Annotated in this window: 18 protein-coding genes; 7 read left to right on the plus strand and 11 right to left on the minus strand. The window is 75.8% G+C overall.

Annotated elements, in window-relative coordinates; genetic code table 11:
- The first annotated feature begins 416 nt into the window (after window positions 1-416).
- The gene (locus tag LIX60_RS01410; protein ID WP_019706264.1) at window positions 417-1,127 is read left to right on the plus strand and encodes a response regulator transcription factor; all 711 of its coding nucleotides are present in this window, start codon (window positions 417-419) and stop codon (window positions 1,125-1,127) included.
- 223 nt (window positions 1,128-1,350) lie between these two features.
- The gene (locus LIX60_RS01415; RefSeq protein WP_227956813.1) at window positions 1,351-3,726 is read left to right on the plus strand and encodes a phosphoketolase; all 2,376 of its coding nucleotides are present in this window, start codon (window positions 1,351-1,353) and stop codon (window positions 3,724-3,726) included.
- 220 nt (window positions 3,727-3,946) lie between these two features.
- Here LIX60_RS01415 and LIX60_RS01420 read toward each other — a convergent pair whose 3' ends face one another.
- The 4 genes from LIX60_RS01420 to LIX60_RS01435 form a co-directional block, all read right to left on the minus strand.
- Window positions 3,947-4,804: a universal stress protein gene (locus LIX60_RS01420; protein ID WP_227956814.1), complete on the minus strand. Its 858-nt coding sequence runs from the start codon at window positions 4,802-4,804 to the stop codon at window positions 3,947-3,949.
- Between the two features lie 226 nt (window positions 4,805-5,030).
- Window positions 5,031-5,696: a CBS domain-containing protein gene (locus tag LIX60_RS01425; RefSeq protein WP_227956815.1), complete on the minus strand. Its 666-nt coding sequence runs from the start codon at window positions 5,694-5,696 to the stop codon at window positions 5,031-5,033.
- 67 nt (window positions 5,697-5,763) lie between these two features.
- Window positions 5,764-6,804, minus strand: coding sequence for a zinc-dependent alcohol dehydrogenase family protein (locus LIX60_RS01430; protein WP_227956816.1), 1,041 nt, complete (start codon window positions 6,802-6,804; stop codon window positions 5,764-5,766).
- Window positions 6,805-6,994: 190 nt separating this feature from the next.
- Window positions 6,995-7,930: a universal stress protein gene (locus tag LIX60_RS01435; RefSeq protein WP_227956817.1), complete on the minus strand. Its 936-nt coding sequence runs from the start codon at window positions 7,928-7,930 to the stop codon at window positions 6,995-6,997.
- Window positions 7,931-8,445: 515 nt separating this feature from the next.
- Between LIX60_RS01435 and LIX60_RS01440 the strand changes: the two genes are divergently transcribed.
- Window positions 8,446-9,342 carry a universal stress protein gene (locus tag LIX60_RS01440; RefSeq protein WP_227956818.1) on the plus strand — a complete coding sequence of 299 codons (897 nt, stop codon included), beginning with the start codon at window positions 8,446-8,448 and terminating at the stop codon, window positions 9,340-9,342.
- Between the two features lie 113 nt (window positions 9,343-9,455).
- Here the strand turns inward: LIX60_RS01440 and LIX60_RS01445 are convergent, their stop codons facing one another.
- The 3 genes from LIX60_RS01445 to LIX60_RS01455 are packed head-to-tail and all read right to left on the minus strand — an operon-like array spanning window position 9,456 to window position 12,948.
- The gene (locus LIX60_RS01445) at window positions 9,456-9,869 is read right to left on the minus strand and encodes a DUF742 domain-containing protein (RefSeq protein WP_227956819.1); all 414 of its coding nucleotides are present in this window, start codon (window positions 9,867-9,869) and stop codon (window positions 9,456-9,458) included.
- Between the two features lie 11 nt (window positions 9,870-9,880).
- A complete protein-coding gene (locus tag LIX60_RS01450) occupies window positions 9,881-10,321 on the minus strand; it encodes a roadblock/LC7 domain-containing protein (protein WP_227956820.1) in 441 nt (146 codons plus the stop codon).
- On the minus strand, window positions 10,318-12,948 hold the full coding sequence (locus LIX60_RS01455; RefSeq protein WP_227956821.1) for a nitrate- and nitrite sensing domain-containing protein: 2,631 nt from the start codon (window positions 12,946-12,948) through the stop codon (window positions 10,318-10,320). The genes LIX60_RS01450 and LIX60_RS01455 overlap by 4 nt, the downstream gene beginning before the upstream one ends.
- Window positions 12,949-13,357: 409 nt before the next feature.
- Here LIX60_RS01455 and LIX60_RS01460 point away from each other — a divergent pair, with 409 nt between their 5' ends.
- Complete coding sequence (locus LIX60_RS01460) at window positions 13,358-13,882, plus strand: hypothetical protein (RefSeq protein ID WP_227956822.1); 525 nt, start codon at window positions 13,358-13,360, stop codon at window positions 13,880-13,882.
- A gap of 139 nt (window positions 13,883-14,021) precedes the next feature.
- Here the strand turns inward: LIX60_RS01460 and LIX60_RS01465 are convergent, their stop codons facing one another.
- The 4 genes from LIX60_RS01465 to LIX60_RS01480 all read right to left on the minus strand — a co-directional run bounded on the left by LIX60_RS01465 (window position 14,022) and on the right by LIX60_RS01480 (window position 22,726).
- Window positions 14,022-19,130, minus strand: a complete 5,109-nt coding sequence (locus LIX60_RS01465) for a hypothetical protein (protein ID WP_227956823.1) — start codon at window positions 19,128-19,130, stop codon at window positions 14,022-14,024.
- A 108-nt stretch (window positions 19,131-19,238) separates the two neighbouring features.
- On the minus strand, window positions 19,239-20,126 hold the full coding sequence (locus tag LIX60_RS01470) for a hypothetical protein (RefSeq protein ID WP_227962571.1): 888 nt from the start codon (window positions 20,124-20,126) through the stop codon (window positions 19,239-19,241).
- Between the two features lie 85 nt (window positions 20,127-20,211).
- Window positions 20,212-21,783: a hypothetical protein gene (locus tag LIX60_RS01475; RefSeq protein WP_227956824.1), complete on the minus strand. Its 1,572-nt coding sequence runs from the start codon at window positions 21,781-21,783 to the stop codon at window positions 20,212-20,214.
- Between the two features lie 37 nt (window positions 21,784-21,820).
- Entirely contained in the window at window positions 21,821-22,726 is a 906-nt protein-coding gene (locus tag LIX60_RS01480) for an AraC family transcriptional regulator (RefSeq protein ID WP_227956825.1), read from the minus strand.
- Between the two features lie 144 nt (window positions 22,727-22,870).
- On the opposite strand from LIX60_RS01480, the gene LIX60_RS01485 reads away from it, so the two are divergent.
- From LIX60_RS01485 to LIX60_RS01495, 3 genes are all read left to right on the plus strand, one after another.
- On the plus strand, window positions 22,871-23,188 hold the full coding sequence (locus LIX60_RS01485; protein WP_227956826.1) for a putative quinol monooxygenase: 318 nt from the start codon (window positions 22,871-22,873) through the stop codon (window positions 23,186-23,188).
- A 72-nt stretch (window positions 23,189-23,260) separates the two neighbouring features.
- The gene (locus tag LIX60_RS01490) at window positions 23,261-24,226 is read left to right on the plus strand and encodes an alpha/beta hydrolase (RefSeq protein ID WP_227956827.1); all 966 of its coding nucleotides are present in this window, start codon (window positions 23,261-23,263) and stop codon (window positions 24,224-24,226) included.
- Between the two features lie 70 nt (window positions 24,227-24,296).
- A complete protein-coding gene (locus tag LIX60_RS01495; RefSeq protein WP_227956828.1) occupies window positions 24,297-25,058 on the plus strand; it encodes an SDR family NAD(P)-dependent oxidoreductase in 762 nt (253 codons plus the stop codon).
- The last annotated feature ends 77 nt before the right edge of the window (window positions 25,059-25,135 follow it).

Here is a 25,135-nt window from a genome sequence, read left to right on the forward strand (position 1 = left end):
GCGCCGGGGCAGCTGTGCCCCACGGGTGCCGGCGGGGCGTGGTTCCGGGGCGGGTGCCGGGCCCCGGCCGCCCGGCCGGGGACGATGCCCGCCCCAGCGGCCCAGGATCCACCGGCCGGGCGGCGGACGGCAGGGGCCACAGGTCCCGATCCCCGGCCGGCTGGTCCCGGCCTTTCCGGCGGAAGGGACGGATCGGACCGGCCTCCGCGCCCTTCCGGCCGTCCTCCACCGGGTATCCGCCGGAAGAGGGCGCCACACACCGGATACGGCGATCCCCTCGCACCGGATACGGTGGGGGGTGCGCGGCGCGGGCCCGCGACCGGGCCCGGCCCCGCGTATCCGGGCGGGCCGCACGCCGCCGCAGGTACGCAAGGCGCCACCCACCCCAGCGGGCGGCGCGGACAGAGGAGCGATGCATGGCGGAAAACGACCTGGCCACCGGAGACAGTCCGGTCAAGGTCTTCCTGCTCGACGACCACGAGGTCGTCCGGCGGGGGGTGCACGACCTGCTGGACGCCGAGCCGGACCTCACGGTGATCGGTGAGGCGGGCACCGTCGAGCAGGCACTCGTCCGGGTCCCCGCGCTGCGCCCCGATGTGGCGGTGCTGGACGTCCGGCTGCCCGACGGCAACGGGGTCAGCCTGTGCCGGGAGCTGCGTTCGCGGATGCCCGATCTGGCCTGCCTGATGCTCACCTCCTTCGACGACGAGGAGGCGCTGCTCGACGCGATCATGGCGGGGGCCGCCGGCTACGTGCTCAAGCAGATCTCGGGAACGGACCTGGTCGCGGCCGTGCGCACGGTCGCCTCCGGCCAGTCCATGCTGGACGCGAGCGCCACCACGCGGCTGATGGCCCGCCTCCGCTCCGACGAGGAGAAGGAGCCGGAGCCGGACGCTCTGCCGGGGCTGACCGCCCGCGAGCGGGAGATCCTGACCCTGATCGGTGAGGGCCTCACCAACCGCCAGATCGGCCAGCGGCTCTACCTGGCGGAGAAGACGGTGAAGAACCACATCTCGCGGCTGCTGGCCAAGCTGGGCGTGGAGCGGCGTGTGCAGGCCGCGATCATCGCCACCCAGGCGGAGGCCCGGGAGCCGCACCCGCCGGTGCGCGGCCGCACCCACGGCTGACCCGGGATCGCGGGACGGCAGGGGCGGGGCGGGCCGGACGGGTCCGCCCCGCCCCCGCGTATGTCCCCGGCGCGATCGGTCGTCGCGGGCGCCGTCCCGTCGCCCGCGCGGAGCCGCGGGACCACAGGCCCGGCGGAGGGCCCCGGGCGGCCCTACCCGGCCGGACGCCGCCGCACCGAGGCTGGAGGGACGCCGCCGACCGCCGACGTTCCCGGAGGACGCCATGCGCGACATCGCTCCCCAGCCCCTGTCCGACGACGACTTACAGGCCCTGGACGCCCATTGGCGTGCCGCGAACTACCTGGCGGCCGGGCAGATCCATCTGCTCGCCAACCCGCTGCCGGACGGATCCCTCGGCCCCGGGCACATCAAGCCGCGGCTGCTCGGCCACTGGGGCACCACCCCCGGGCTGAACCTCGTGTACACCCATCTGAACCGGGTGATCAAGGCCCGGGACCTGGACGCCCTCTGCGTCTGGGGGCCCGGCCACGGCGGGCCCGCCGTGCTGGCCAACTCCTGGCTGGAGGGCACCTACTCCGAGACGTACCCGGATGTGAGCCGGGACGCGGAGGGCATGGCGCGGCTCTTCCGGCAGTTCTCGTTCCCCGGCGGGGTGCCGAGCCATGTGGCGCCGGAGACCCCGGGCTCCGTCCACGAGGGCGGGGAACTGGGCTACTCCCTCGCACACGCCTACGGGGCGGCGTTCGACAACCCGGAGCTGCTGGTGGCGTGCGTCATCGGGGACGGGGAGGCGGAGACCGGGCCGCTCGCCGCCTCCTGGCACTCGAACAAGTTCCTCGACCCGGTCCGCGACGGTGCCGTGCTGCCGATCCTCCACCTCAACGGCTACAAGATCGCCAACCCGGCCGTCCTCGCCCGTATCCCCGGACAGGAACTCGACGAACTGCTGCGCGGCTACGGCCACGAGCCGATCCACGTCACCGGCGAGTGCCCCACCACCGTCCACCGCTCCATGGCCCTGGCGATGGACACCGCCGTCGACCGGATCTCCCTGATCCAGCGGACGGCCCGCGAGCAGGGCGTCACCGAACGCCCCCGCTGGCCCGTCATCGTGCTCCGCACCCCCAAGGGGTGGACCGGGCCCGCCGAAGTGGGCGGCCTCCCGGTGGAGGGCACCTGGCGCTCCCACCAGATCCCGCTGCCGGAGGTCCGCGACGATCCGGAGCAGCTCCGGCAGCTGGAGACCTGGCTGCGCTCGTACCGTCCCGGGGAGCTGTTCGACGAGCGGGGCCGGCCCACCGCGCAGGTGCTCGCCTGCGTCCCCGAGGGCGCCCGGCGCCTGGGCGCCACCCCGCACGCCAACGGCGGCCTGCTGCTGCGCGAGCTGCCCGTCCCGGCCCTGGAGGGGCACGCCGTCCCCGTCGACAAGCCCGGCACGACCCTGCACCAGCCCACCCGCGTTCTCGGCGGCCTGCTCGAAGGGATCATGGAAGCGACCACCGACCGGCGCGACTTCCGCGTCGTCGGCCCGGACGAGACCGCCTCCAACCGGCTCCAGGATCTCTACCGGGCCACCGGCAAGGCCTGGCAGGCGGAGGTCCTCTCCACCGACGAGCATCTGGAGCGGCACGGCCGGGTCATGGAGATCCTCTCCGAACACACCTGCCAGGGCTGGCTCGAGGGCTACCTGCTCACCGGCCGCCACGGCCTGTTCTCCTGCTACGAGGCGTTCGTCCACATCATCGACTCGATGGTGAACCAGCACATCAAGTGGCTGCGCGTCACCCGCCGGCTCCCCTGGCGCCGCCCCATCGCCTCCCTCAACTACCTGCTCACCTCGCACGTCTGGCGGCAGGACCACAACGGCTTCTCGCACCAGGACCCGGGCTTCGTCGACCACGTTCTCAACAAGGCGCCCGAGGTCGTCCGGGTGTACCTCCCGCCGGACGCCAACACCCTGCTCGCCGTGGCCGACCACGCCCTCCGCAGCCGCGACTACGTCAATGTGATCGTCGCCGGGAAGCAGCCCTGCTTCGACTGGCTGAGCCTGGACGCGGCCCGCGCCCACTGCGCCCGCGGCGCCGGGATCTGGGACTGGGCGGGCACCGAAGACGGAAGCCGCGAGCCCGACGTGGTGCTGGCCTGCGCGGGGGACGTGCCCACGCAGGAGGTGCTGGCCGCCGCCTCGCTGCTCCGCGCCCATCTGCCGGAGCTGTCGGTGCGGGTCGTCAACGTGGTGGACCTGGCCCGGCTGCTGCCCGGCGAGGAGCACCCGCACGGGATGCCCGACGCGGAGTACGACGCGCTGTTCACCCGCGACAGGCCGGTGATCTTCGCCTACCACGGCTACCCCTGGCTGATCCACCGTCTCGCCTACCGGCGGGCCGGCCACCGGAATCTGCACGTCCGCGGCTACAAGGAGATCGGGACCACGACCACGCCGTTCGACATGGTCGTCGGCAACGATCTGGACCGCTACCGCCTGGTGATGGACGTCATCGACCGGGTGCCGGGGCTGGCCGTACGGGCCGCCTCCGTGCGGCAGCTGATGGAGGACGTCCGGCTGCGCCACCACGGCTGGATCCGGGAGCACGGCACCGACCTCCCGGAGGTCACCGGCTGGACCTGGACCGGCTGACCGGCTGACCGGCCGGGCGGACGGGCCCGCCGGGCGCGCGACGGCGCCGTGGCCACCCGGTCCGGGGGAGGCGGCCTCCGCCCCCGGACCGGGTCACCGCCTCGTGGGACGGGCCCGGGCGGCGGACCCCGCCGCGACGGTCTCCGGGCGGGGCCGGGCCGGCCCCGTCGTACGGGCGGGGGCGTCGTACGGGCGGGGGCCGGGCCGGCGACCGCCGGTGTCAGGCATCCGGCACCAGGGCGACCGGGCAGCGGGCGTGGTGGGCCACCGCGTGCGGGACACCGACCAGGGCCGTCCCCGGCCCGCCGCCGCGTCCGGCGACCACCAGCCCGGCCCCCGCCGAGGTCTTCACCAGGGCCTCGGCCGGGGAGAACAGCCGTACGTCCGGGAGGACCGGGACCGTGGGGTACTCCTCCCGCCAGCCGCGCAGCGCGTCATCGAGCAGTTGCACCTCCTGGTCCTCCCAGGCGCCGCGTTCCTCCTCCAGCACCTCGTACGGGGCCCACGGCGCCGCGTACGGCGCGGGCAGGCTCCAGGCGTGCACGGCGCGCAGCCGGGCGCCGCGCCGGCGCGCCGTCTCGAAGGCGAAGCGCAGGGCGGCGCGGGCGGGGCGGCGGGCGTCGATGCCGAGGACGACCTCGGGTTCCTTCTCCTCCCCGGTCCGGGCCGCGGGGACGAGCACCACCGGGCAGGGCGCCAGGCCGGCCAGCTCCAGGGCCACCGATCCGAGGGCCAGCCCCTCGAAGCCGCCCAGTCCGCGGGTTCCCAGCACCAGCAGCCCGGCGGAACCGCAGGCGGCGGCCAGCGCGGCGGCGGGGACACCGGTGGCCTGTTCGCCCACGACGTCCAGGCCCGGACGGCGCCGGGTGATCTCCGTGACCGCTCCCCGCACCATGCGTTCCGCGCCCAGCCGCCAGGTCTCCGTCCCCCGCGCCGGCCGTTCCGCCGGTTCCGGGGGTGCCACATGGACGAGGCGGAGCGCGGTCCCCCGCGCCTCCGCCTCCGCCGCGGCCCACTCGGCCGCCGCCAGGCCCGGCCGGGAACCGTCGATTCCGGCCACCACATGACGGTCCATCATGTCCTGCCCCTCCCTCGCGCGCGTCTGTCCCTTCCGGCCACCCTGCCACCCCCGCCCCGGCCGCCCCAGAGGGCCGCGGCGCGGCAGGCGGCATTCCAGCCACGGGAACGGCGCGGCGGGCCGGGGCCGAACGGGGCCCGCCGGGTGCGACGCGGCCGGGGCACCGCGCGGCGCCCCGGCCGTCCCGCCCCGGCCCTCCCGCTCCGCCCTGCCCCGCCGCGGCGGTTCAGCCCTCCGGACCGGTGACCGCCCGGTTGAGCTCGCACTCGACCCCGACGACGCCCTCCACCGCGCGGGCGAGCCGCGCGGCCACCGGCACCAGCGAGGTGTCCCGGATCCGGCCGCTGAGGGTGACCACGCCGTCCTTCACCGAGACCCGCACCGGTGCGGCGGGGTCCGGGAAGAGGTAGGAGGTGACGGTGCGCCGCACCTCCTCGGCGATCTCCTCGTCCTTCCGCAGAAAGACCTTCAGCAGGTCGGCCCGGCTCACCAGGCCCTGCAGCCGCCCGTCGGCGTCCACCACGGGCAGCCGCTTGACGTGCCCGACGGCCATGATGCGCGCGGCCTCGGAGAGCGTCGCGTCGGCCCGTACGGTGACCGGCGGCGAGCTCATCAGCTCCTCGGCCGTGGTCGCGCCGGCCTTGGCGAGGTCGGGCAGGCGCAGCATCTGCTCCCGGCGGCTGGGGTCGCTGTCCCGGAACTCCTCCTTGGGCAGCAGGTCCGCCTCCGAGACCACCCCGACGACCCGCGACTCGCCCGCGAGCACCGGCATGGCGCTGACCTTCCACTCCGTCAGCATCCGGACGATCTCCTTGAAGGAGGCGCCGCGGCCGATGGCGACGACCGTCTGTGTCATCACATCGCTCACGATGTGCGGGGTCTCGGTGGGCATGGTCCTCTCCTCTGCGGGGAAGCGCGTGCGGGTGGCCGGCGGGGCCGGCCGGGCGGCCGGGGCGCCGTCAGCTCCGGTTGATGACGACCTTCAGGGCTCCGGTCTCCGCCGCGCGGGAGAAGACGTCGTACGCCTCCTCCATGGCGTCGAGCGCGAAGGTGTGGGTGGTCAGTTCGGCGGCGGGCAGCCGTCCGGCGGCCAGCATCCGCAGCAGCGCCGGGGTGGACGAGGTGTCGACCAGACCCGTGGTGATGGTCAGGTTCTTGATCCACAGGTCTTCCAGGTGCAGGGCGGCCGGCTTGCCGTGCACACCGATGTTGGCGACGTGACCGCCGGGGCGGACGATCCGGGTGCAGAGCTCGAAGCTCTGCGGCACGCCGACCGCCTCCATGACGACATCGGCGCCCAGTCCGCCGGTGATCCCGCGGACAAAGCCCTCGACGTCCTCCTCGGCCTGGACGACGTCGTCGGCGCCGAGCCGCTTGGCCGCGTCCAGCCGGGACCGCGCGAGGTCGACGGCGACGATCCGGCCGGGCGAGTACAGCCGCGCCGTGGCGACGGCCGCCAGGCCGATCGGTCCGGCGCCGACGATCACGACGGTGTCGCCGGGGGTCACCCGCCCGTTGAGCACACCGACCTCATAGGCGGTGGGCAGGATGTCGGAGAGCAGGATCGCCTGCTCGGAGGGCACCTCGTCCGGCAGCCTGTGCAGGGACAGGTCCGCGAACGGCACCCGCACGTACTCGGCCTGGGTCCCGTCGACCAGGTGGCCGAGGATCCAGCCGCCGCCGCTCAGGCACTGCCCGTAGGCGCCCTCGCGGCAGTAGCGGCAGCGGCCGCAGCCGGAGATGCAGGACACCAGGACCCGGTCGCCCACCCGGAACGCGCCGACCGCGTCCCCGGTCTCGGTGATCACGCCGACGGCCTCGTGGCCGAGGACCGTGCCCGGCCGGACCTCCGGGACGTCACCCTTCAGGATGTGCAGGTCGGTTCCGCAGATGGTCGTGGTGTCAACCCGCACGATCGCGTCGGTGGGCTGCTGGATGGCGGGGTCGGGGACGGTGTCCCAGGAGGACTGCCCGGGACCGTGGAAGACGAGTGCTCGCATGATGTTTCCTCCGTCGTCGTGAGTCCAGCATCCGGTGGCCGCGAGGGCGCCGCCCAGTGCCGAGCGGTGCATGCCCGGGACCGATGGTCCCGGGCCGCGCACCCGCCCCCACCGGCCCGGTCCGGCCCGTCCGGTGACGGTGCGTCAGCCACTCGGCACCGGGGAGGTCCGGCACGCGGGGCCGCGTACGTCAGTCGTGCGGGACGACGGCGACGGGGGCCGCGGAGTGGTGCAGCACCGCGTGCGCCACGGACCCGATGTGGGTGCCCAGCGGGGAGCGCCGTATCCGCCGGCCCACGACGACCAGCGAGGCCTCGGCCGACGCTTCCGTCAGATGGTGGGCGGCGGCGCCGACGCCCGTCTGCTCGGCGACCTCGACCTGCGGGAAATCGGCCCGCCAGCGGGCCAGGGCCGCGGTCAGTGCCCGCTCCTCGTACCGGGAGAAGTCCGCCGCGCTGGGCACGATGTCCGCGGTGGTCGGCGGGTAGGCGCCGGCGGACGGCCGGCTTCCCCAGGTCTCGGCGGGCGGCAGCCGGTAGCTGTGCACCACGCGGAGCCGGGCGGAGCGCCGGCCGGCGGCCTCGAAGGCGAAACGGATCACCTCGGCACTGGGCTGGGTGAGGTCCAGACCGAGGACCACGTCCCGGTGCGGGGGCGCGGTCGCGGGTTGCCCGCCCGCGCCGGCGCGGTGGCCGTCCCCCTCCGCCGTCCCGGCCCGTACGAGCACGGTGGGCCGGGTCGCGTGCGCCACGGTGGCCAGGGCCACGGAGCCGACCAGGAAGCCGGCCATGCCGCTCAGCCCCCGGGAGCCCAGGACCAGCAGCTCTCCCGTGCGCGCGATGCCCTGCAGCACCTCCGCGGGCCGCCCGGTGACCTCGTCGGCGGTGATCTCCAGTTCGGGGTGGCGCTCCCGGAGCGCGGCGACCGCCTCCTCGGGGATGCCGCCCGCCCACTCGTGCTGGGTCTCGACGCCGACGAAGGGCGCCTGGACGAGGTGGGGCTCCTTCTCCCGGGCATGGACCAGCCGCAGCGGCACACCGCGGAGCAGCGCCTCGCGGGCCGCCCACTCGGCGGCCGCGGCGCTCTCGGGGGAGCCGTCGAGACCCGCGGTGACGGTGCCGTTCATGGGTGAACCTCCGGAAGGTGAGCGGTGCGGCCCGCGGAGCCGGGCGGCCGGCCGCGGCACGCCCGGCCGTCCGGGCTGCCCACCGGCCCGGACGGCTGAGCGGCGTGCCCGGGGCAGCCGTGTCCGTTCCCGCGAGTCCCCCGATCCGGCCGGTGTAACCGGCCCCGGCCGGGGATCACACCTCCGGCCGGTCGCCGCTCAGGGAGCCGGCGGAGCCGGCGGACCGGGAGAGCCGGGACGCGGACGCGGCGGGAGGCCACCGCACAGGGGAGCCGGGGCACCCCTCGGGGTACGCTCCCCCGGACGGCGGGCTTCCGCCGTCTCGGCGGGGCGGCGGGCGGTTACCGGGACACCGGCCGCCGGCCGGGGCCGACCGGGCCCTCCGGCTGTACAGCGGGACCAGAGTCCCTGTTCAGGCCCCTCCCGCCGGCCGGAAACTGATCACATGGAGCCGGGACCGCCCGGATCCGCCGGCGCCCGCGGCGCCGTTCACGCGATTTTCTGGAGGAGTCGGCATGAACCACCCTGTCACGGTCGGACTCGACGGTTCGCCCGAGAGCCTCGCCTCTGCCGAATGGGCCGCCGGGGAAGCCCTCCGCCGGAAACTGCCGCTGCGGCTGGTTCACGTCCGCCCGCCGGCGCCGCCGACCCCGCCGGGCGGTGTGGACATCCACCACTGGGAGGAGAAGCTCCTCCGGGAGAACCGCGAGGCCCTGGAGCAGCGCCACCCCGGCCTGTCGGTGACGACCGGCCACATCACCGACCAGGACCCGGTGCACGCCCTGCTGGACGCCTGCGACGAGGCGGACCTGCTGGTCCTGGGGTCCCGGGGGCTGAGCGGCATGGCCGGTTTCCTCCTCGGTTCCGTCGCCATGGCCACGGTCGCGCGGGCCGCGAAGCCCGTGGTGCTGGTGCGGGCGGCCACCGCCGGCGCCGGTGCCCCGGGGGCGACCACGCCGGCGCCCGAGGGCCGCGAGGTGGTGCTGGGCTGGGACGTCCGGCATCCGAACGACGCCCTGGTGGAGTTCGCGTTCGACGCCGCCGAGCGGCGCGGTGTCCCGCTGCGCGTGGTGAGCGCCTGGGCCCCGGCCCCCGCCCTCCGCTACGAGCCGACGGCGGCGGCCGGCGGGAACCTGGAGCCCAGCACCGAGGAGCTGGCCCGGGAGCGGGCCGAGACGCTGGAGGGTCTGCTGCGGCCGTGGCGGGAGGCGCACCCCGGCGTCGAGGTGATCCCGGGCGTGCCGCTCGGAAGCGCCGGGCGGGAGCTGATCGAGGCGGCCGAGGACGCGAGTCTGGTGGTCGTCGGCCGGCGGCGCACGTCCGGCCTGCACATCGGGCCGCGGCTCGGTTCGGTGGCGCACGCGGTGCTGCACCATGTGTCCGCGCCGGTCGCCGTGGTGCCGCACGACTGACTCCGGGCCGGCCGGCCCCGGAGCACCGGGCCCGCCGCCGTCTCCCCGTTCGGTGCGGGGAGACGGCGGCGGGCCCCTGGCGTGTCCGCCGGCCCGTCCCGGGGCCGGGGCGGTCAGAGGGCCCGGAGCCCGGCGATCACGTCGCGCAGGATGCTCTCGTCCGGCAGTTCCGCCGGGGGCACCGGGCGGGAGACCCGGACCAGGTCCCCGTCGATGAGATCACCGATGAGCACCCGTACGACCCCCACCGGCAGATCGAGGTCGGCCGAGAGTTCGGCCACGGACTGCGGGACGTCCCGGCACCGCTCGACGATGTCGATGTGCTCCGGGGAGAGCGTGTGGTCCACGGCCGAGTGGCCCGCGTAGAGATCGGTCATCCCCCGGTCCTGGGCGACGACGACGGCGATCAGGTCGAGCTTGTCCTCCGCCGCGCTGCGGGTGCGTCCGCGCGTCATCGCGTACGGCCGCACGACCGGTCCGGCCTCGTCGTCGAACCAGTGCCCTTCCCCCTGGCCGTCTTCGCTCATGCCACCCCCCGTCACCCTCCGCCGGCCAGGTCTTCGCGCGGGGCGGTACCGAGGTGCGCGCCCACCCGCTTGACCAGCAGAGTCATCTCGTATGCGATCTGGCCCACGTCGGAGTCCGCGTCCGCCAGCACGGCCAGGCAGCTGCCGTCGCCCGCGGCGGTGACGAAGAGGAACGCCTCGTCCAGCTCGACGACGGTCTGCCGGACCCGGCCCGCCTCGAAGTGCCGGCCCACGCCCCTGGCCAGGCTGTGGAAGCCGGACGCGACGGCCGCCAGGTGTTCGCCGTCCTCGCGGCCGAGGTCCCGGGAGGTACCGGTCGGCAGTCCGTCACGGGACAGCACCAGGGCCTTCCGGATGCTGCCGACGCGCTCCACCAGCTCGTCGAGGAGCCAGCTCAGCTCGCCCGCTCCGCCCCGTGCGGCATTGCGTCCCATGGCCTGCGGTGAGGTCATCGACCGTTCCCCTCATGTGTCGTTCCTGGTGCTGTGTCCCCGGTGGTTCCGGTGTCGTCACCGTCGTGTGCCCGGGCGCGCTGCCAGCCGCGCTGGAGCGAGGCCATACGGGCCCGCACCTCCTCGGCGTCGCGGTCGGGCTCCGGGTCCGCTGTCTCCGGCGGCGGCTCGGACCGTGGCCCGTGCTCCGCCTTGAGCTGGGGGGCGAGGCTCGCCTGGCGGACGCGCTTGGGCAGTCCGCCCGGGCCGACGGGCCCGGCGCCGGGCCCGGCCTCGCCGTCGGGGGGCGGGGTCCGGCGGGCGGCGTCGACGGGCCGGCCGTGGTCGGACACCAGGACCGGGGCGCCGCGGCGGGGCCGCGGCGCGGAACGGGTGGCCTCCGGCCCCGCGGTGTCGCCGTCGCGTGCCTGCTGGTGCTGCTCCGCGGCCGGTGCGGCGGGCGGGCCGGGGCGGTCCCGCCGCGCGGGGCGGTCGGGGCGTTCGCCGCGCTCGTCCCGGTCGCCGTACCGGCCGGTGCGCCGGCGGGCCCGGAAGAGCAGCCCCTCGTGGTCGACCTCGTCCCCGGGTGCGTCCGGCGCCTCCAGTTCGACGGGGCCGTCGAGGGCCGGCATACCGCGCCGCGAAGGGCCGCCCAGCGGGACGGGCACCTGGGCGAGGGCGGCGAGCTTGCCGCCCGGGGCCGCCGTCTCGGTGGTGTCCTCGGAGCGGTCCCGGCCCTCCGGCGCCTTCTCGGTGAGGAGGGCTGCGGGGATGAACACCACCGCCGTGGTGCCGCCGTACGGAGAGGTCTGGAGGGAGACCCGGACCCCCTGCCGCTGCGCGAGCCGGCTGACGACGAAGAGGCCGAGCCGGTCGGTGTCGGAGAGTTCGAACTCGGGGGTCTCGGCCAGCCGGAGGTTGGCGTCGAGCAGCGTCTCCGGTGTCATGCCGAGACCACGGTCGTGGATCTCCAGGGTGAAGCCGTTGGCGACCCGCTCGCCGTGCACCTGCACGGCGGTGTGCGGGGGCGAGAACACCGTGGCGTTCTCCAGCAGTTCGGCGATCAGGTGCGTGAGGTCGGCGACGGCCGGCCCGGCGACCGCCAGCCGCGGCAGCCGGCGCACCTCGACGCGCTCGTAGTCCTCGACCTCGGCGACGGCGGCCCGGACCACGTCCATGAGCTGGACGGGCTTGCGCCACTGCCGGGCGGAGGCCGCGCCGGAGAGGATGACCAGGCCCTCCGCATGACGGCGCATACGGGTGGTGAGGTGGTCGAGCTTGAACAGGTCGGCGAGCTCGTCGGCGTCCTGGGTCCGGCGCTCCATGGTGTCGAGCAGACTGAGCTGCCGGTGGAGCAGCACCTGGCTGCGGCGGGCGAGGTTGACGAAGACCTCGGAGACGCCGCGGCGCATGTCGGACTGTTTGACGGCTGCCTCGACGGCGGCCCGTTGCAGGGTGTTGAGGGCCTGGCCGACCTGCCCGATCTCGTCCTGGCCGTACTCCAGCCGGGGCGCCTCGGCCTCGACGTCGACCTGTTCCCCGGCGGCGAGCCGGCGCATGACGGCCGGCAGCCGGACACCGGACATCTCGTGGGCGTCCCTGCGGAGCCGGCTGAGGTCGCGGGCGAGGCTGCGGCCGATGCGGAACGAGATGGCGATGGAGGCGATCACCAGCAGGAAGCCGAGCACGGCCACCGCCGCCGCCTGCAGGAGAACGCGGGTGACGTGCGGCTCGACGCGCTCCTGGTAGCGGCCGATGGCCTCGATGCCCATCCGGTCGAGGTCGGACAGGGCGGTCTCGGCCGCGGACTGCCACCGCTCGGCGTTGACGTCCTCCAGCCCCTCCGGGCCCTCGGAGATCAGCTTCTCCTCGGTGGCGCGCAGTTCGGAGGTCTCCGAGCCGGTCCAGAACTTCTCGTAGCGCTCCCGCTCGGCGGCGGGGAGCTGCGCCAGGTTGAGGCTGTAGAGGAGCCTCCGGTCGGCCACGCGGTCGGCGAACTTCCGCAGGTCGCCCTCGGACAGGGTGCCCGCGGTGAGCGCGGCGGCGAGCAGCGAGTCCTCGCGGGCCAGGGCCTCGCGGGCGCGGATGGTGCCGATGTGGGCGCGCCCCTCCTGGTCGAGCTCCAGCTCGTCGAGGGCGTAGGCGTGCAGGGCGAGCAGCAGCTCGTGGCAGGGGTCGACGAGTTCGTTGTACGTGGCGAAGGCGTCGGCGGGGGCGAGGGTGCCCTCCTGGGCCTTGCGCCGGACGCTGTCGAGGCCCTCCAGCTCGTCCTCCAGGTCGTGCAGACGGTCCCGGGCCCCGTCGTCGGCACCGATCTTCTCGTGGACGCCCTCGGCGGCCAGGGCCTTCCGGAAGGTGCCGAGCGCCTCATCGGTGGCGCTCTCCGTGCTGTGCAGCTCGGCCAGGGTGTCGGCGCTGCGCGGGTCGGCGAGGTAGACGAGGGTCTGGCGGCGTTCCCGCTGCAGGGTCTGCGCGAGCTGCTCGGCGGGTATACCCACGTTGTCGATGAGCGGGCTGATGTCGAGCAGCCGCTTGGCCTGGCCGCCGGTGAGCGCCGTGGCCAGGGCCCATGCGGACACGAGCGACACCAGCGGCACCAGCAGCAGCGCCACGATCTTCCTGCGGATCGACTTCCCGCGAAAGCGCATGGCCTCCCCCACTGTCAACCCCGGCTCGCCGGAGGTGGTGTTCCGTATTCCGTCTGCAAACGGCGTGAGCCTACTACTGCGAGGGTGGCAACTCGAAGACCAGTCCGGGTATCCGCGCATGTGCCGGTAAAGCCCCGACCCGGAGCTGTCGGATGATTCCAGGACATCACACCGGGAGGGTCCGCGCAGGCAAGAGCGCGCAACACCTCGTGAACGCGGCCATGTTGGCCGGAAAGCGATGAGCCCGGGAACCTCTGCCCCTTTCCGGTCGTGGTCCCTGGTGGAGGGGCGGAAGCGGATTTCTCCCCCACTCCGGTTTTCGGAACGACGCAAGGCGGGCAGCCGACCGGATACCCGGACTCCCGGGCCCGGCCCGGCACCACCGCCCGCGGGGGAAAGTGAAGGTTTGATGGATACGCAGACACACCGCCCGACCGAGGGCGGCGCGGGATCTCCGTATGAGGCGCGGGATCACGTCATCCCGGCGGACCCGTCGTTCGACGCACCCGGGGCCGGCACGCTGTGGACGGTCGAGCCGGCGGTCCGGCCGCCGCTTCCCGAACCGGTCCGCTCGGCCGCCGTGCGGGCGGGCATCATCGTCGCCGTGACCCTGATCACGGCCATGGTCGCCTTCTTCTGCACCATGGCCGCCGTGTGGGCGGCCCTGCCCGCCGTCCTCACCACCGTGGCCATGACCATCGCCGCCACCTGGAGCGTCCTCGACGTCTGGATCACCCGGCAGGTGTGGAACCAGCGGCACGGCGTCGTCTCCGTCCCGAGCAGTACCGCGCGGGCCCTGCGGCGCGAGCGGCGGCGGGCCCGGCGTGCGGCGCGGGCCGCCGCGCGGGAGGCCGCACGGAAGACGGCCGGGAAGACTGCCGGGAAGACCACCCGCTCCTCGCGGCCCGCGGGGCGCCGCCTGTCCTCGGTCTAGGCTCTCCCCGCTCCGGGCTCTCCCCGGTCTCCCCGGCCGGCCTCCGGGCCGTCCCGGAGCGGCCGTCCCGGGCTTCCGGGCTTCCGTGCTCCTGACGGCCCCGCCCCGGTGTCCCGGCCGCCCACTCCGCCGGCTCCCCCTACTCCGTCTGCTCCGGCTGCTGCGTCTGCTCCCGGGCGGCCGCCGCCTCTCCCCCGCCACCGGTCTCCGGCGGGCGGCGGAACATCCGGGTGGCGGTGATCTCCCCGTGCACCGTCTCCCCCGCGTCCTGCCGGGGCAGGCCGGGGCGCAGATGCTCCTCCACCCGGATGTACTTGAGCCCGGCCCGCAGATCCGCGTCGTTCCGCAACCTGATCACCAGCGGGAACTCCGCGAGCGCCGTGGTGTCGAACAGCCCGGTGGTGTAGAGGAGCTGCACGCCGAGGGCGTCCGCCACCGCCCGCTGCAGCTCCAGCAGATAGGTGGCGTTGGCCCGGCCGATCGGGTTGTCGAGGAAGAGCGTCCCCGCGTGCCGGTGCCGGTCGCGGCCGCGGTCGTTGCTGCGGAGCGCGGCCATGGTGCAGTACAGCGCGATGGCGGCGGTGAGCAGCTGGCCGCCGGAGAAGACGTCTCCCATCTGGCCGACCGGGACGCGCTCGGCGCGCAGCACCGCGTCCGGTTTGAGGATCTCCACGGCGATGCCGCGCGGCTGGAGGGCGGCCGCGACCCCGCGCAGCAGCAGGGTCATGCCGTCCCGGCGCAGATCGGAGTTCTTGCGCACGGCGCCGCGGGTGGCCTCGTCGATCACCTCGCCCAGCCGTTCGGTGAGCGTCGCCTGGTCGGGCTCCTCGAAGCGGATGCGCAGGAACTCCTGGCCCGACCACTCCCCCAGCCCGCCGGGCAGCCTCGACAGCCGCTGCGCCGACCGCAGCGTGGCCAGGGAGGCGTCCACCAGGCCGCGCAGCCGGTCGACGATGCTGTCCCGGTTCCGCTTCAGCTGCTCCAGTTCGTCGGTGAGGACCCGCAGCCGGGGCGCGAACGCCTCCCGCCAGGCCCCGGCGTGCTCGGCGAGGGCGGCGGCGGGCAGTTCCCTGATCTGCTGGCGGGCGGGGGTGCGGACCTGCTCGTAGCGGGCGGAGTTGGCGTGCCGCACGAGGATGTCGCTCGCCTCGCGGACCGCCGACTCGGCGGCGGAGAGGTCGGCGGCGCAGCCGCGCAGCGACCGCCGCGCCTCGGCGGCGGCCTGCCGGGCCTCCTCGGGGCCGCCCGGGTAGGGCGCGGGCGGCTCCTCGCCGTCCTGCTCACCGGCCCGGTCCGGCTCGCGCAGCAGTTCGCGCAGGAAGGCGGCCGTGTCGTCGAAGCCGCTCGCCGCCTCCTCGGCCGAGCGGTGCGCCCGCAGCAGCCCGGCGTGGGCGGCCCGGGCCGTCTCCCACGCCTCCTCGTGCCCGGCGAGTTCGGCGGTGGCGGTGCGCAGCAGGGCCTTGGCCTCCTCGGCTCCGGCGGGGACCAGCTCCCCGGGCAGTTCCGTGTAGGCCTCCCCCGGTTGTCCGTCGGGTCCGGGCGGCGGGGCGAGCCGTTCGGCCTCGCCCCGGTAGCGGCCGAGCTGTTCGCTGGCGGCGGAGGCGCGCGACTCCAGCATCTGCACCCGGGACTCCGCGCGGGCGGCGGCCGCCTGGCGGGACGGGCCGTCGGCGCCGTCGGCGCTCTCCAGGAGCTGGGCGGCGCGGGTGCGCACCTTGTTGGTGAGCCGGTCGAGTTCGGCGCGGGCCGCGCTCTCGTCGCTCTCCGCGCGGGCCTGTTCGGCGCGGAGGTCGGCGCCGACGCCGACCTTCTCGTAGAGCTGTGAGGCGGCCCGGTAGGCCTCGCGGAGATCGGGGAGGGCGGCGCCGCGGGCCTCGGCGGCGTCACGCCCCTCCCGGGCCGCGTCCTCGGCGACGCCGGCGATCTCGGCCCGCTCGGCGCGCAGGGTGCGGGCGGTGCGCCGGGCGTCGTCGGCGGCGCGCTGGGCGGCGCGGCGGTCCTCGTCCGCGGCCCGGGCCCGCTCCCAGCAGGCCGTGGCGCGGGTCTCGGCCTCGGCGGTCTCCTCCGCGGTCTCCCGCAGCCGGCTCTGCCAGCGGGCCCGTTCCCGGAGCCGGAAGGCGAGGCCGGAGAGGGCGTCGGCGGTGCGGCGGGCGCGCTGCGCGGCCTCCTGCCGCTCGTCCGCCGCCGAGACGGCTCCGGCCGCCGCCTCCTCCGCCTCGGCGCGGGCGGTCCGGGCCACGGCGAGCCGTTCCCGGGCGTCCGCGGCCGCGTCCCGGGCCGAACGGGCGGCCTCCGCCAGCTCGGTGAGCCGGCCGGGCGGGCAGTCCTCGCGCCAGGAGGCGATCCGGGCGGCCAGCGCCCGGTCCCCCGCCAGCCGGGCCGCCAGGGCGCGGATCTCCTCGTCGCGGGCGGCGGCGCGGGCCCGGCGGGCCCGCCGCTCGTCGTCGGCGGCGTGCTCGTCGTGCATGGCCGGGTTCGGCGGGACGAGGAAGACCTCCGCCCCGGGGCCGCCCCCGGCGCCCGCGCCGGCCGGCGGGGGCGGGGCGAGCAGCGCGGCGGTGCCGACGGCCACGGCCGAGCGGGGCAGCAGCGCGGCGCCCGCGAGCACCTCGCGGGCGCGGGCGTGGGTGGCGGGATCGGTGATGACGACGCCGTCGACGAGCTCGGGGCGGGCCGCGAGCACCGTGGCGTGGTCCTCCGGGGCCACGGCCTGGGCGAGGTAGCGCCAGCCGGGCAGGGCGGGGATGCCGTGCTCGCCGAGGTACTCGACGGCGGCCAGGACGTCGGGGCCGGGCGGCAGGAGGCCGCCGTCGCCGAGGGCGCCGAGGATGCGGGCGTCGTCGGCGGCGGCCGTCCTCAGCTCGAACAACTGCCGCTCGGCGGAGGTGACTCCGCGGTCGAGCAGATCGCGCAGCGCCTCGGCGTAGCGGTCCAGCTCCTCGACGGTCAGCGGGCCGTCCCCGGTGCCGTCCCCGGTGCCGTCCCCGGTGCCGTTCCCGTGGGCCGTTTCCGGGCCGGTTCCCGGCGCGGCGGCCGGTCCCGTTCCGGCGGCCGCGGTGCCCGCCGGGCGCCCGGGCACCGTCCCCCGGCCGGCGCCGTGCCCCTCTCCGGGGCCGGACGGCACGCCGCCGCCCGCCGCTTCCCCGCCGTCCGCCCGGCCGTTCGGACTCCCCTCGGCCGCGGGGGTACCGGTGCCCCCGCCCCCGGTGGCCCGCAGGTCCTCCGGGCCGCCCGGGTGCGGGACCGCCGCGACGCGGGGTCCGGACGGGGACGCGGCGGCCGAGCCGGACGGGGCGGATCCGGCGCCGCGCGGAGCGGGTACGGCGGCCGTTCCCGCCCGCCCGGGGGTTCCGGTCCCGCCGCCGTCCTCGGAGCCCGGTTCGGCGGCCGCCGCCGCGCCGGGTGCCGGAAGGCTCAGCAGCTCGGCGAGCCGGGGTTCCGCGGCGATGGCGGCGGCCGTGCGGCGCTCGGCGGCGTGGGCGGACTCCGCCGCGCGGGCGGCGTCCTCGGCGCGGGAGGCTGCCAGGTCGGCCCGGGTCTCCTCGGCCGCGGCCCCCCGGGCCCGGTCGGCGGCCTGCCGGGCCGTGTCCCGGGCGGCGTCCGCGGCGGCGACCGCGGTCCGTACGGCCTCGCCGGCGGCGAGCGCGGCACGCGCCGGGTCCGCGTCGGGCGCGGTGTCGTCGAGCCAGCCGGAGCGGACGGCCTCCGCCGTCTCCTGTTCGACCTCGGCGAGCCGCTGCCGCAGATGTTCGGCCTCGCTGCGGGCGCGCTGGGCGGCGGTCGCGGCTTCGGTGGCACCGCGGTGGGCGGTCTCCCCCTCGCTCTGGAGGGCGGCGGAACGGGCCTCTTCCCCGGCCGCGATCCGCTCGCCGTTCTCGACGGCCGCGTCCAGGGCGCCGACCAGTTCGGCGGCGGCGGTCGCCCGGGCGGCGAGCGCCGGGGCGGCGTCGCGCTCCGCCTCGCGGATGGCGGCGGCGACGCGCGCGGAGCGGTCGGCGGCGGCCCGGTGGCGCAGGACGGCCTCCGCGGCCTGCCAGGCGGAGAGGAGGGTGCGGGCCTCGCCCAGTTCCCGCTTCTGCGCGGCTGCGGCCTTCTCGGCGGCGGCGAGGGCCAGCGAGGCGTGCCGGTACGCGAGTTCGGCGGCGATCAGGGAGCCGCGCTCGCGGGCGTTCTCCGCCTCGGCGACGGTCCGTTCCGCGGCGGTGACCTGGCCGGCCAGTTCGGCGGCCCGGCCGCGCTCCTCGCGGGCGCGGGCGGCGAGCCGCCGGACGAGGGTGCGGGTGCGCCGCTCGGCCCCGGCGTGCACCTCGCGGGCGCGCTCCCGTTCCGCCGCGGCCTCCGTGATCCGGCCGAGCAGGTCGACGGAGCCGGCGGTGAAGTCCCGTTCGGCGGTGAGTTCGGCGCGGCGGCCGAGCTTGTGGGCGAAGCCGTGCACGAGGTCGGCGAGGCCGTCGGTGTCGCGGGTGTCGGTGACGGCGCGCAGCAGCAGGTCGGCGAAGTCGGCGTCGTTCTTGACGGCGAAGAGGCCGGCGGCCTCGCCCTCGTCGGCGTTCATCTCCCGCTGGTAGCGGAAGAGTTCGGGGTCGAGGCCGAGTTCGCCGAGGTGCTCGTTCCAGCGCTCGTGGATCTCCTCCCAGACCACGTCGAGGTTGGGGTAGGCGCGGCCCGCCTCGGTGAGGGCGTCGCGGAACCCCTTCATGGTGCGGCGGCGGCCCCGGGCGCCCGACACGCCCTCGGCGGGGGCCCGGACGGCGGTGGACTCGGCCACCGGCAGCGAGTCCAGGCTCATCCCGGGGCCGGGGCGGAAGGAGTACCAGGCCTCGGCGAACTTGCGCGGGTCGGAGGAGACCTGGCGGCCGCGCCACTCGCTGACCTTGCCGACGACGACGGTCTCACCGGTGAGGGTGTGCGTCCACTCCAGGGCGACGTGCCCGCAGTCGTCGGCGAGGAGGAACTTGCGGAGCACGCCGGAGCTGGCGCCGCCGAGGGTGTTGCGGTGGCCGGGCAGCATCACGGAGAAGATCAGTTTGAGCAGGACGGACTTGCCGCCGCCGTTCTCCAGGAAGAGCACTCCGGCGGGGGCCGGGCGGCGCGGCGGCCCGGTGGGCTCCTCCTCGAAGAAGTCCGCCTGGGCGGGGGCGGGGTGGGCCACGGGGTCGCCGACGCCGCGCAGGTCGAGCACGGTGTCGGCGTAGCGCGCGCCGGCGGGGCCGATGGAGTAGAGGCGGACCCGGGACAGCTCGTACATGGCGGCGGACTCTCGGTGTGATGCGGACGGTCGGGGTGGGGCGGCCGGCGTTCCCGGGGCGGCGGTTCGGGAGGTCCCGCCCCCGGGGTGCCGGGTGCGCCGGGCCCGTCAGGTGTGGAAGGGCAGTCCGGCGTCGGCGACGAGTTCGTCGCTCTCGTCGGGGGGCAGCAGGGTCGGGGTACCGTCGCCGACGGCCACGACGCCGAGCTCCAGCAGCTCGGCCAGCGCGGCGGAGCCGGCCATGTCGCGCACCTGGAGCTGGTAGCGGGCGGTGGTGCGGTACGAGCCTCCGGCGTCGTCCCCGGTGCGCTGGAGGAAGCCGGAGTCGGTGAGGAACGCGACGGCCTTGCCGACGATGCCGGTGGTCGAACCGGCCAGCCGGCGGGCGTCCTTGGTGGCGCCGGTGGCGCTGCGCCGGGACCACACCCGCCAGGCGGCCTCCAGCCCGGGGGCGCCGGTGGCCGGGTCGGTGTTCTCGCCCGCCGCCTCGGCGCGCTCCTCCAGCCGGCGGCAGGCCTGCCGGACGAAGGCGTCGACGCCGTTGACGGTGATCCGGCCGATGTAGCCGTCGTCGGCCAGGTCCTCGGGGCGGGGGAAGGCGAGGGCGGCGACGGCGAGATGGGCCAGGCCGTGCAGGAAGCGGTCGGTGGTGTCGGAGACGGCGCGGCGGGCGTAGTCACCCATGCGGACGGCGAAGACGGAGTCCTCGGCGGCCGTCACCACCATGCCCGCGCGGGACGACACCTCCAGGACGACGAGGCCGAGTCCGGTGGCGACCGCGTCGGCGAGCCGGGCGAAGGCCGGGTCGTCGCGGTGCCGGCGCAGCAGTTCGGCGTAGTCGGCGTCGCGGGCGGGGAGCAGCTTCGGCTGGAGGCCGTGGGAGACGAGCCGCGCGGCGTCGGCGGCGTCGGCCGGGGTGACCGCGGCGGTGCCCGCCGGGGCGCGCGGTGCGGTCTCCTCCCGGTCGCCGGGCGGCGGGGGGCCGTCGCCGGGCAGGCCCCGGGAGCCGTCGTCCGTGCCGTACTCGTTCACTGCTGTCGCTCCTTGCCGGGTGCGGGGCCGGGTGCGGGGGCCGGGGGCGTCACGCCGCCTCCGTGCTGCGGTCCGCGGCCATGCCCGCCGCGTCGAGCAGGGCGGTGCCGACGATCAGGTCGGCGCCGCCGTACTCCGGGTCGTCGAGCTGGACGCCGTCGTCCACGGCGAACAGCAGGCGCCGCTCACCCTGGCGGTAGGCGGTGCCGACCGGCGGGCTCGCGGCGTGCACCGCCAGCAGCGCGACGAGATAAGGCAGTTCGGGGTCCTGGCGACGGGCCTCGGCCAGCAGCCCGGAGAGCCGGCGCGGGGCGTCGGGCGGCAGGTCGAGCAGGTCCAGGGCGCGGGCCAGCTGCTCCTCGCTGAACCGGCTGTCGTCGGGCGTGGTGACGAGGTCCGGCTCGGGCATCTCCGCGCCGAGGTGCTCGCGTTCGGCGGGCGGGGTGAGGAGCAGGGCGGTGAGGTCGCCGAGGCGCACGGCCGCGGGTGTGCGCAGTCCGGTACCGCGGGCGAAGAAGGCGTCGGTGACGGGCAGGGCCCGCTCCACGGGCAGCGGCAGCAGCGGCGCGAGGAGCTGGCCGTACAGGTCGAGCCCGGCCCGCGCGGACGGCGGGGCGAACGCCTGCCGGTCCTGCTCGGCGCGGAACAGCGGTCCGGCCTCCAGCAGCCGGGACTGCAGCTGGGTGTGGCGCCGGACGCAGTCCTTGACGATGTCCACGAGCTCGGCGGCGCGCCGTTTGTGCTCGGCGTCCTCCGCCTCGTCGCGGGCGCGGCGGATGTTGGTGAGGATGGCGTTCTCGTGGCGGTAGCGGTCGGCGACGTGGTCGAGCGCCTCCGCGATCAGATCGGGCACCCGGTTCAGCCAGTCGACGGCGCGGACGTTGCGGCGGGTGGCCTCCAGGGTGCGGCGCAGCGTCTCGGCGTACTGCACGGTGCGGTAGCGGGCCTGCTCGGCCGCGAGCTGGGCGTCGGCGAGCCGGCCCCGGCTGATCAGCACCTCCAGCTTGACCTCGGCGGCGATCTGCGCGCTCGTGACATCCGTGTCGAGGGCGCCGACCAGGACGTTGACCGCCTCGTCGGTGGTGCGCAGATAGACACCGCCGCCGGGCCCGGGGACCTCCTCGATCAGCTTGAAGTCGTAGTCCCGGCGGACGTAGCGGCCGTCGGGGCCGAAGGTGCCGTAGACCGCGCGGAAGCCGCGGTCCACGCTGCCGACGTTGATGAGGTTCTCCAGGACCCAGCGGGCGACCCGTTCGTGCTCGGCGGCGGGGCGCTCCGGGGCCTGCGCGGCGACCCGGGGCAGCAGCCGGGCGACGACCTGCTCGTGGTCGGCGCCGGTGTCGAAGTCCATGTTCAGCGTGACGAGGTCGATGGCCGCCAGCGCCGTCTCCGCCATGGCGTAGACCGTGTACTCACCGGCGAGGTTGGCCTTGCGCGCGTCGAGGTCGTGGAGCGGCGCGGTGCAGGCGAGCGCGCGCAGCCGCCGGGCCAGCCCCTCGTCGGCGGCGGGCCCGGGGGCGGGCCGGGCCACCGAACCGGGCTGCACCCCACTGAGCTGCGGCGGAACGGATTCCGAGACGTGCGACTTCACGACGCACAGAGTAGGTCCTCGCGCTGACATCCTCCCAAACGGCGCGGATGGGACCGGCCGCGGCGGCTCAGGGAAGGACGTCCGCGGGGGTGCGCACCGCCTGGCGCAGGCGGGCCGCGTCCCGGCTGGGGGGCGCGCCGAACTGGCGGCGGTACTCCCGGCTGAACTGTGACGGGTTGTCGTAGCCGACACGGTGGCCGACCCCGGTGACGTCGCCGGGGCGGGCTGCGAGCAGCAGCCGGGCCTCCTGGAGCCGGATCTGCTTCTGGAACTGGATCGGGGTCATCGCGGTCACCGCCCGGAAGTTGCGGTGGAAGGCAGAGACGCTCATGCCGGACAGCCGCGCCACGTCCTCGACGCGGAAGGGCTGCGCGTAGTGCTCGCGGATCCAGCGCACCGCCCGCGAGATGTGGCTGAGGCCGCTGTCGGGCAGCCCGAGCTGACGGACCGTCGCACCCTGCTCCCCGGTGATCAGGCGCCACAGGATCTCGCGTTTGACCAGTGGGGCCAGCACGGCCCGGTCCCGCGGTTCGTCCAGCAGGCGCAGCAGCCGGACCACCGCGTCGAGCAGGGCGGCCGGAGCGTCGCTGACGGCGATCCCCGGCGGCGCGCCCTCTCCCGCGCGGTGCCTGTCCCCGGGGCCGGCCCGCAGCAGCAGTTCGGCGACCTCGGACGGTTCCAGCCTCAGGCCGAACCCCAGGGCCGGCCGCTCGGGATCGGCCCGGGTGAACTGCCCGGTGACGGGCAGGTCGACCGACGCGACCAGGTACTGCCCGGCGCGGTACTCGTACACCCGGTCGCCCAGGGCGAGCCGCTTGGCGCCCTGGGCGATGACCGCCAGCACCGTGCCGGACATCGAGGGGGCCGGCGGGTCCGGCCGGTCGACCTTCGAGACGAGGACGCCGTCGACGGCGGTGGTCGAGTCGGGCCGGGCGTGCCGGGCCAGCAGGGTGCGGAGCTCTTCGAGGTCCATGGGCCCATTGCAGCACCCCTCCGCGCCCCGGCTCCCCGAGCCGCCAGGATCGTGCAAGAACCAGCGAGCATCGTTCTAACGTTTCCGCAGGTCAGGGCGGTTGACTGGAGTCACCTCACTCCACCACGGCGAAAGAAGGCAGCCATGACCGCCCGCTACGGCTTCACCGCCACCCTGACCGCCGAACCCGGCAGCGGCGACCGGCTCGTGGAGCTGCTGCTGACCGGCCTGGACGAGGGCGCCCCGGGTTCGAGCGAGCACTGCCTGGTGTATCTCGTCTCCCGTTCCGCGTCCGACCCCGATGTCGTCCACGTCATCGAGGGCTGGACCAGCGAGGAGGACCACCACCGGATCTTCGCCGGCGAAGCCGCCCAGGCCATCGTGGCGCGGATCGGCGGGCTGCTGGCCAAGGAGGCCCAGTACACCGATTACGTGCCGGTGCACGGCAAGGCCGCGTTCTGAGCCGCCCGGCGTCCGCACCGGCCCCCTCCCCGCCTCCCGTCCGTCCGCACCGCCCGATGAAAGGCAACCCGCATGACCACGGCACACTCCGGCCTGGACCCCGAACTGCACGCGCTGCTGGCCGGGATACCCCGGATACCGGCACTCGATCCCGAAGTCCTCGCGCAGCTGCGCCGGCTGCCCCCGACGCCGGTCGACGCCCTCCTCTCCGACCGCCGGGCCGGCCACCGCGAGGTCACCGTGGACGCCGGGGACGGCGCCGGGATCCCTCTGTCGGTCTTCACCCCCGCGGACACCGGCGCCGCCGCCCCCTGCGTCTACTGGATGCACGGCGGCGGGATGGTCATGGGCGACCGCTTCTCGCAGATCGACATCCCGCTGGAGTGGCTCGACGCGCTCGGCGCGGTCGTGGTCTCCGTGGATTACCGGCTCGCGCCGGAGGCCACCGGCACCACCCCGGTCGACGACTGCTACCGGGGACTGCTCTGGGTCGCCGAGCACTCCGCCGAACTGGGCGTCGACCCCGCCCGGATCGTCGTCGCCGGCGCCAGTGCGGGCGGCGGCCTCGCCGCCGGTGTGGCCCTGCTGGCCCGTGACCGCGGCGCCCCGGCGATCGCCGCGCAGATGCTCGTCTGCCCCATGCTCGACCACCGCAACACCAGCGTCTCCAGCCTCCAGTACGCGGACGGGCCCGGTGTCTGGACGCGCCGGATGAACGAGTTCGGATGGCGCAGTCTCCTCGGCGGCCTCACCGGCGACGAGGTGCCCGCGTACGTCTCGCCCGCGCTGGCCGGCGATCTCTCCGGTCTGCCGCCGGCCTACATCGACACCGGCTCCGCCGAAGTCTTCCGCGACGAGGACGCCGAGTACGCCACCCGCATCTGGGCGGCCGGCGGCCGGGCCGAACTCCACGTCTGGGCGGGCGGCTTCCACGGCTTCGACGCGCTGTTCCCGCAGGCGCGGATCTCGGTCACCGCCCGCCGGACCCGCACCGACTGGCTCACCCGGGTTCTGTCCCCGGACCGCCCCGCCGCGTAGCGCCGCCGCTCCCCGCGCACATCGCCCCCACCCAGTCCACACCGGTACCACCGCACCCAGGAGGAACACCATGCAGGTCGCCATCGTCACGGGCGCCAGTTCGGGCATCGGGCAGAGCGCCGCGATCGAAATCGCCCGACGGGGAACCGGGGTCGTCCTGACCTACGGCCGCAACCGGCGGGGAGGACTCGAAACGGCCGCCGCCATCGAGAAGGCGGGCGGCACGGCCGTCGCGCTGCCGCTGGACGCCGGCGACACCGGCACCTTCGCCGCCTTCCGCGACACGGTGGCCGGCGTACTGCGCGACACCTGGCGGCGCGACACCTTCGACTGCCTGGTGAACAACGCCGGATTCTCCCGCACCTCGCTGATCGAGGACACCACCGAGGAGGAGTTCGACCAGCTCATGCGAGTCCTGCTCAAGGGCCCCTACTTCCTGACGCAGTCGCTGCTGCCGCTCATGGCGGACGGCGGCGCCGTCGTCAACACGAGCAGCAGCAGCGCCGCCGCGCGGACCGGCCTGGAGCCCGGCTACGCGGCCTACGCGTCGATGAAGGGCGGTCTGGACGTCCTGACCCGGTACATGGCCAAGGAGTTCGCCTCGCGGGGCATCCGTGTCAACGCCGTCTCCCCGGGACCGGTGCGCACCCGGATCGCCGGCGACGCCTTCACCCGGTTCCCCGAGGTGGTCCCGGCGCTCGCCGCGAGGACCGCGCTCGGCCGGATCGGCGAACCCGGCGACGTCGGAGCGGTGATCGCCGCCCTGGTCTCCGGGGAGAGCCGCTGGATCACGGCGCAGAACATCGAGGTGTCGGGCGGCTACGACCTCTAGCACCGGCGGGCCCCGCGCCGCCCGGAACCACCCCGGCCGCCGGGGCCGGTTGTCGGAGGACGGTGGGATGCTTCTCG

The organism is Streptomyces sp. S07_1.15 (assembly GCF_020739505.1).
Classification (GTDB): domain Bacteria; phylum Actinomycetota; class Actinomycetes; order Streptomycetales; family Streptomycetaceae; genus Streptomyces; species Streptomyces xinghaiensis.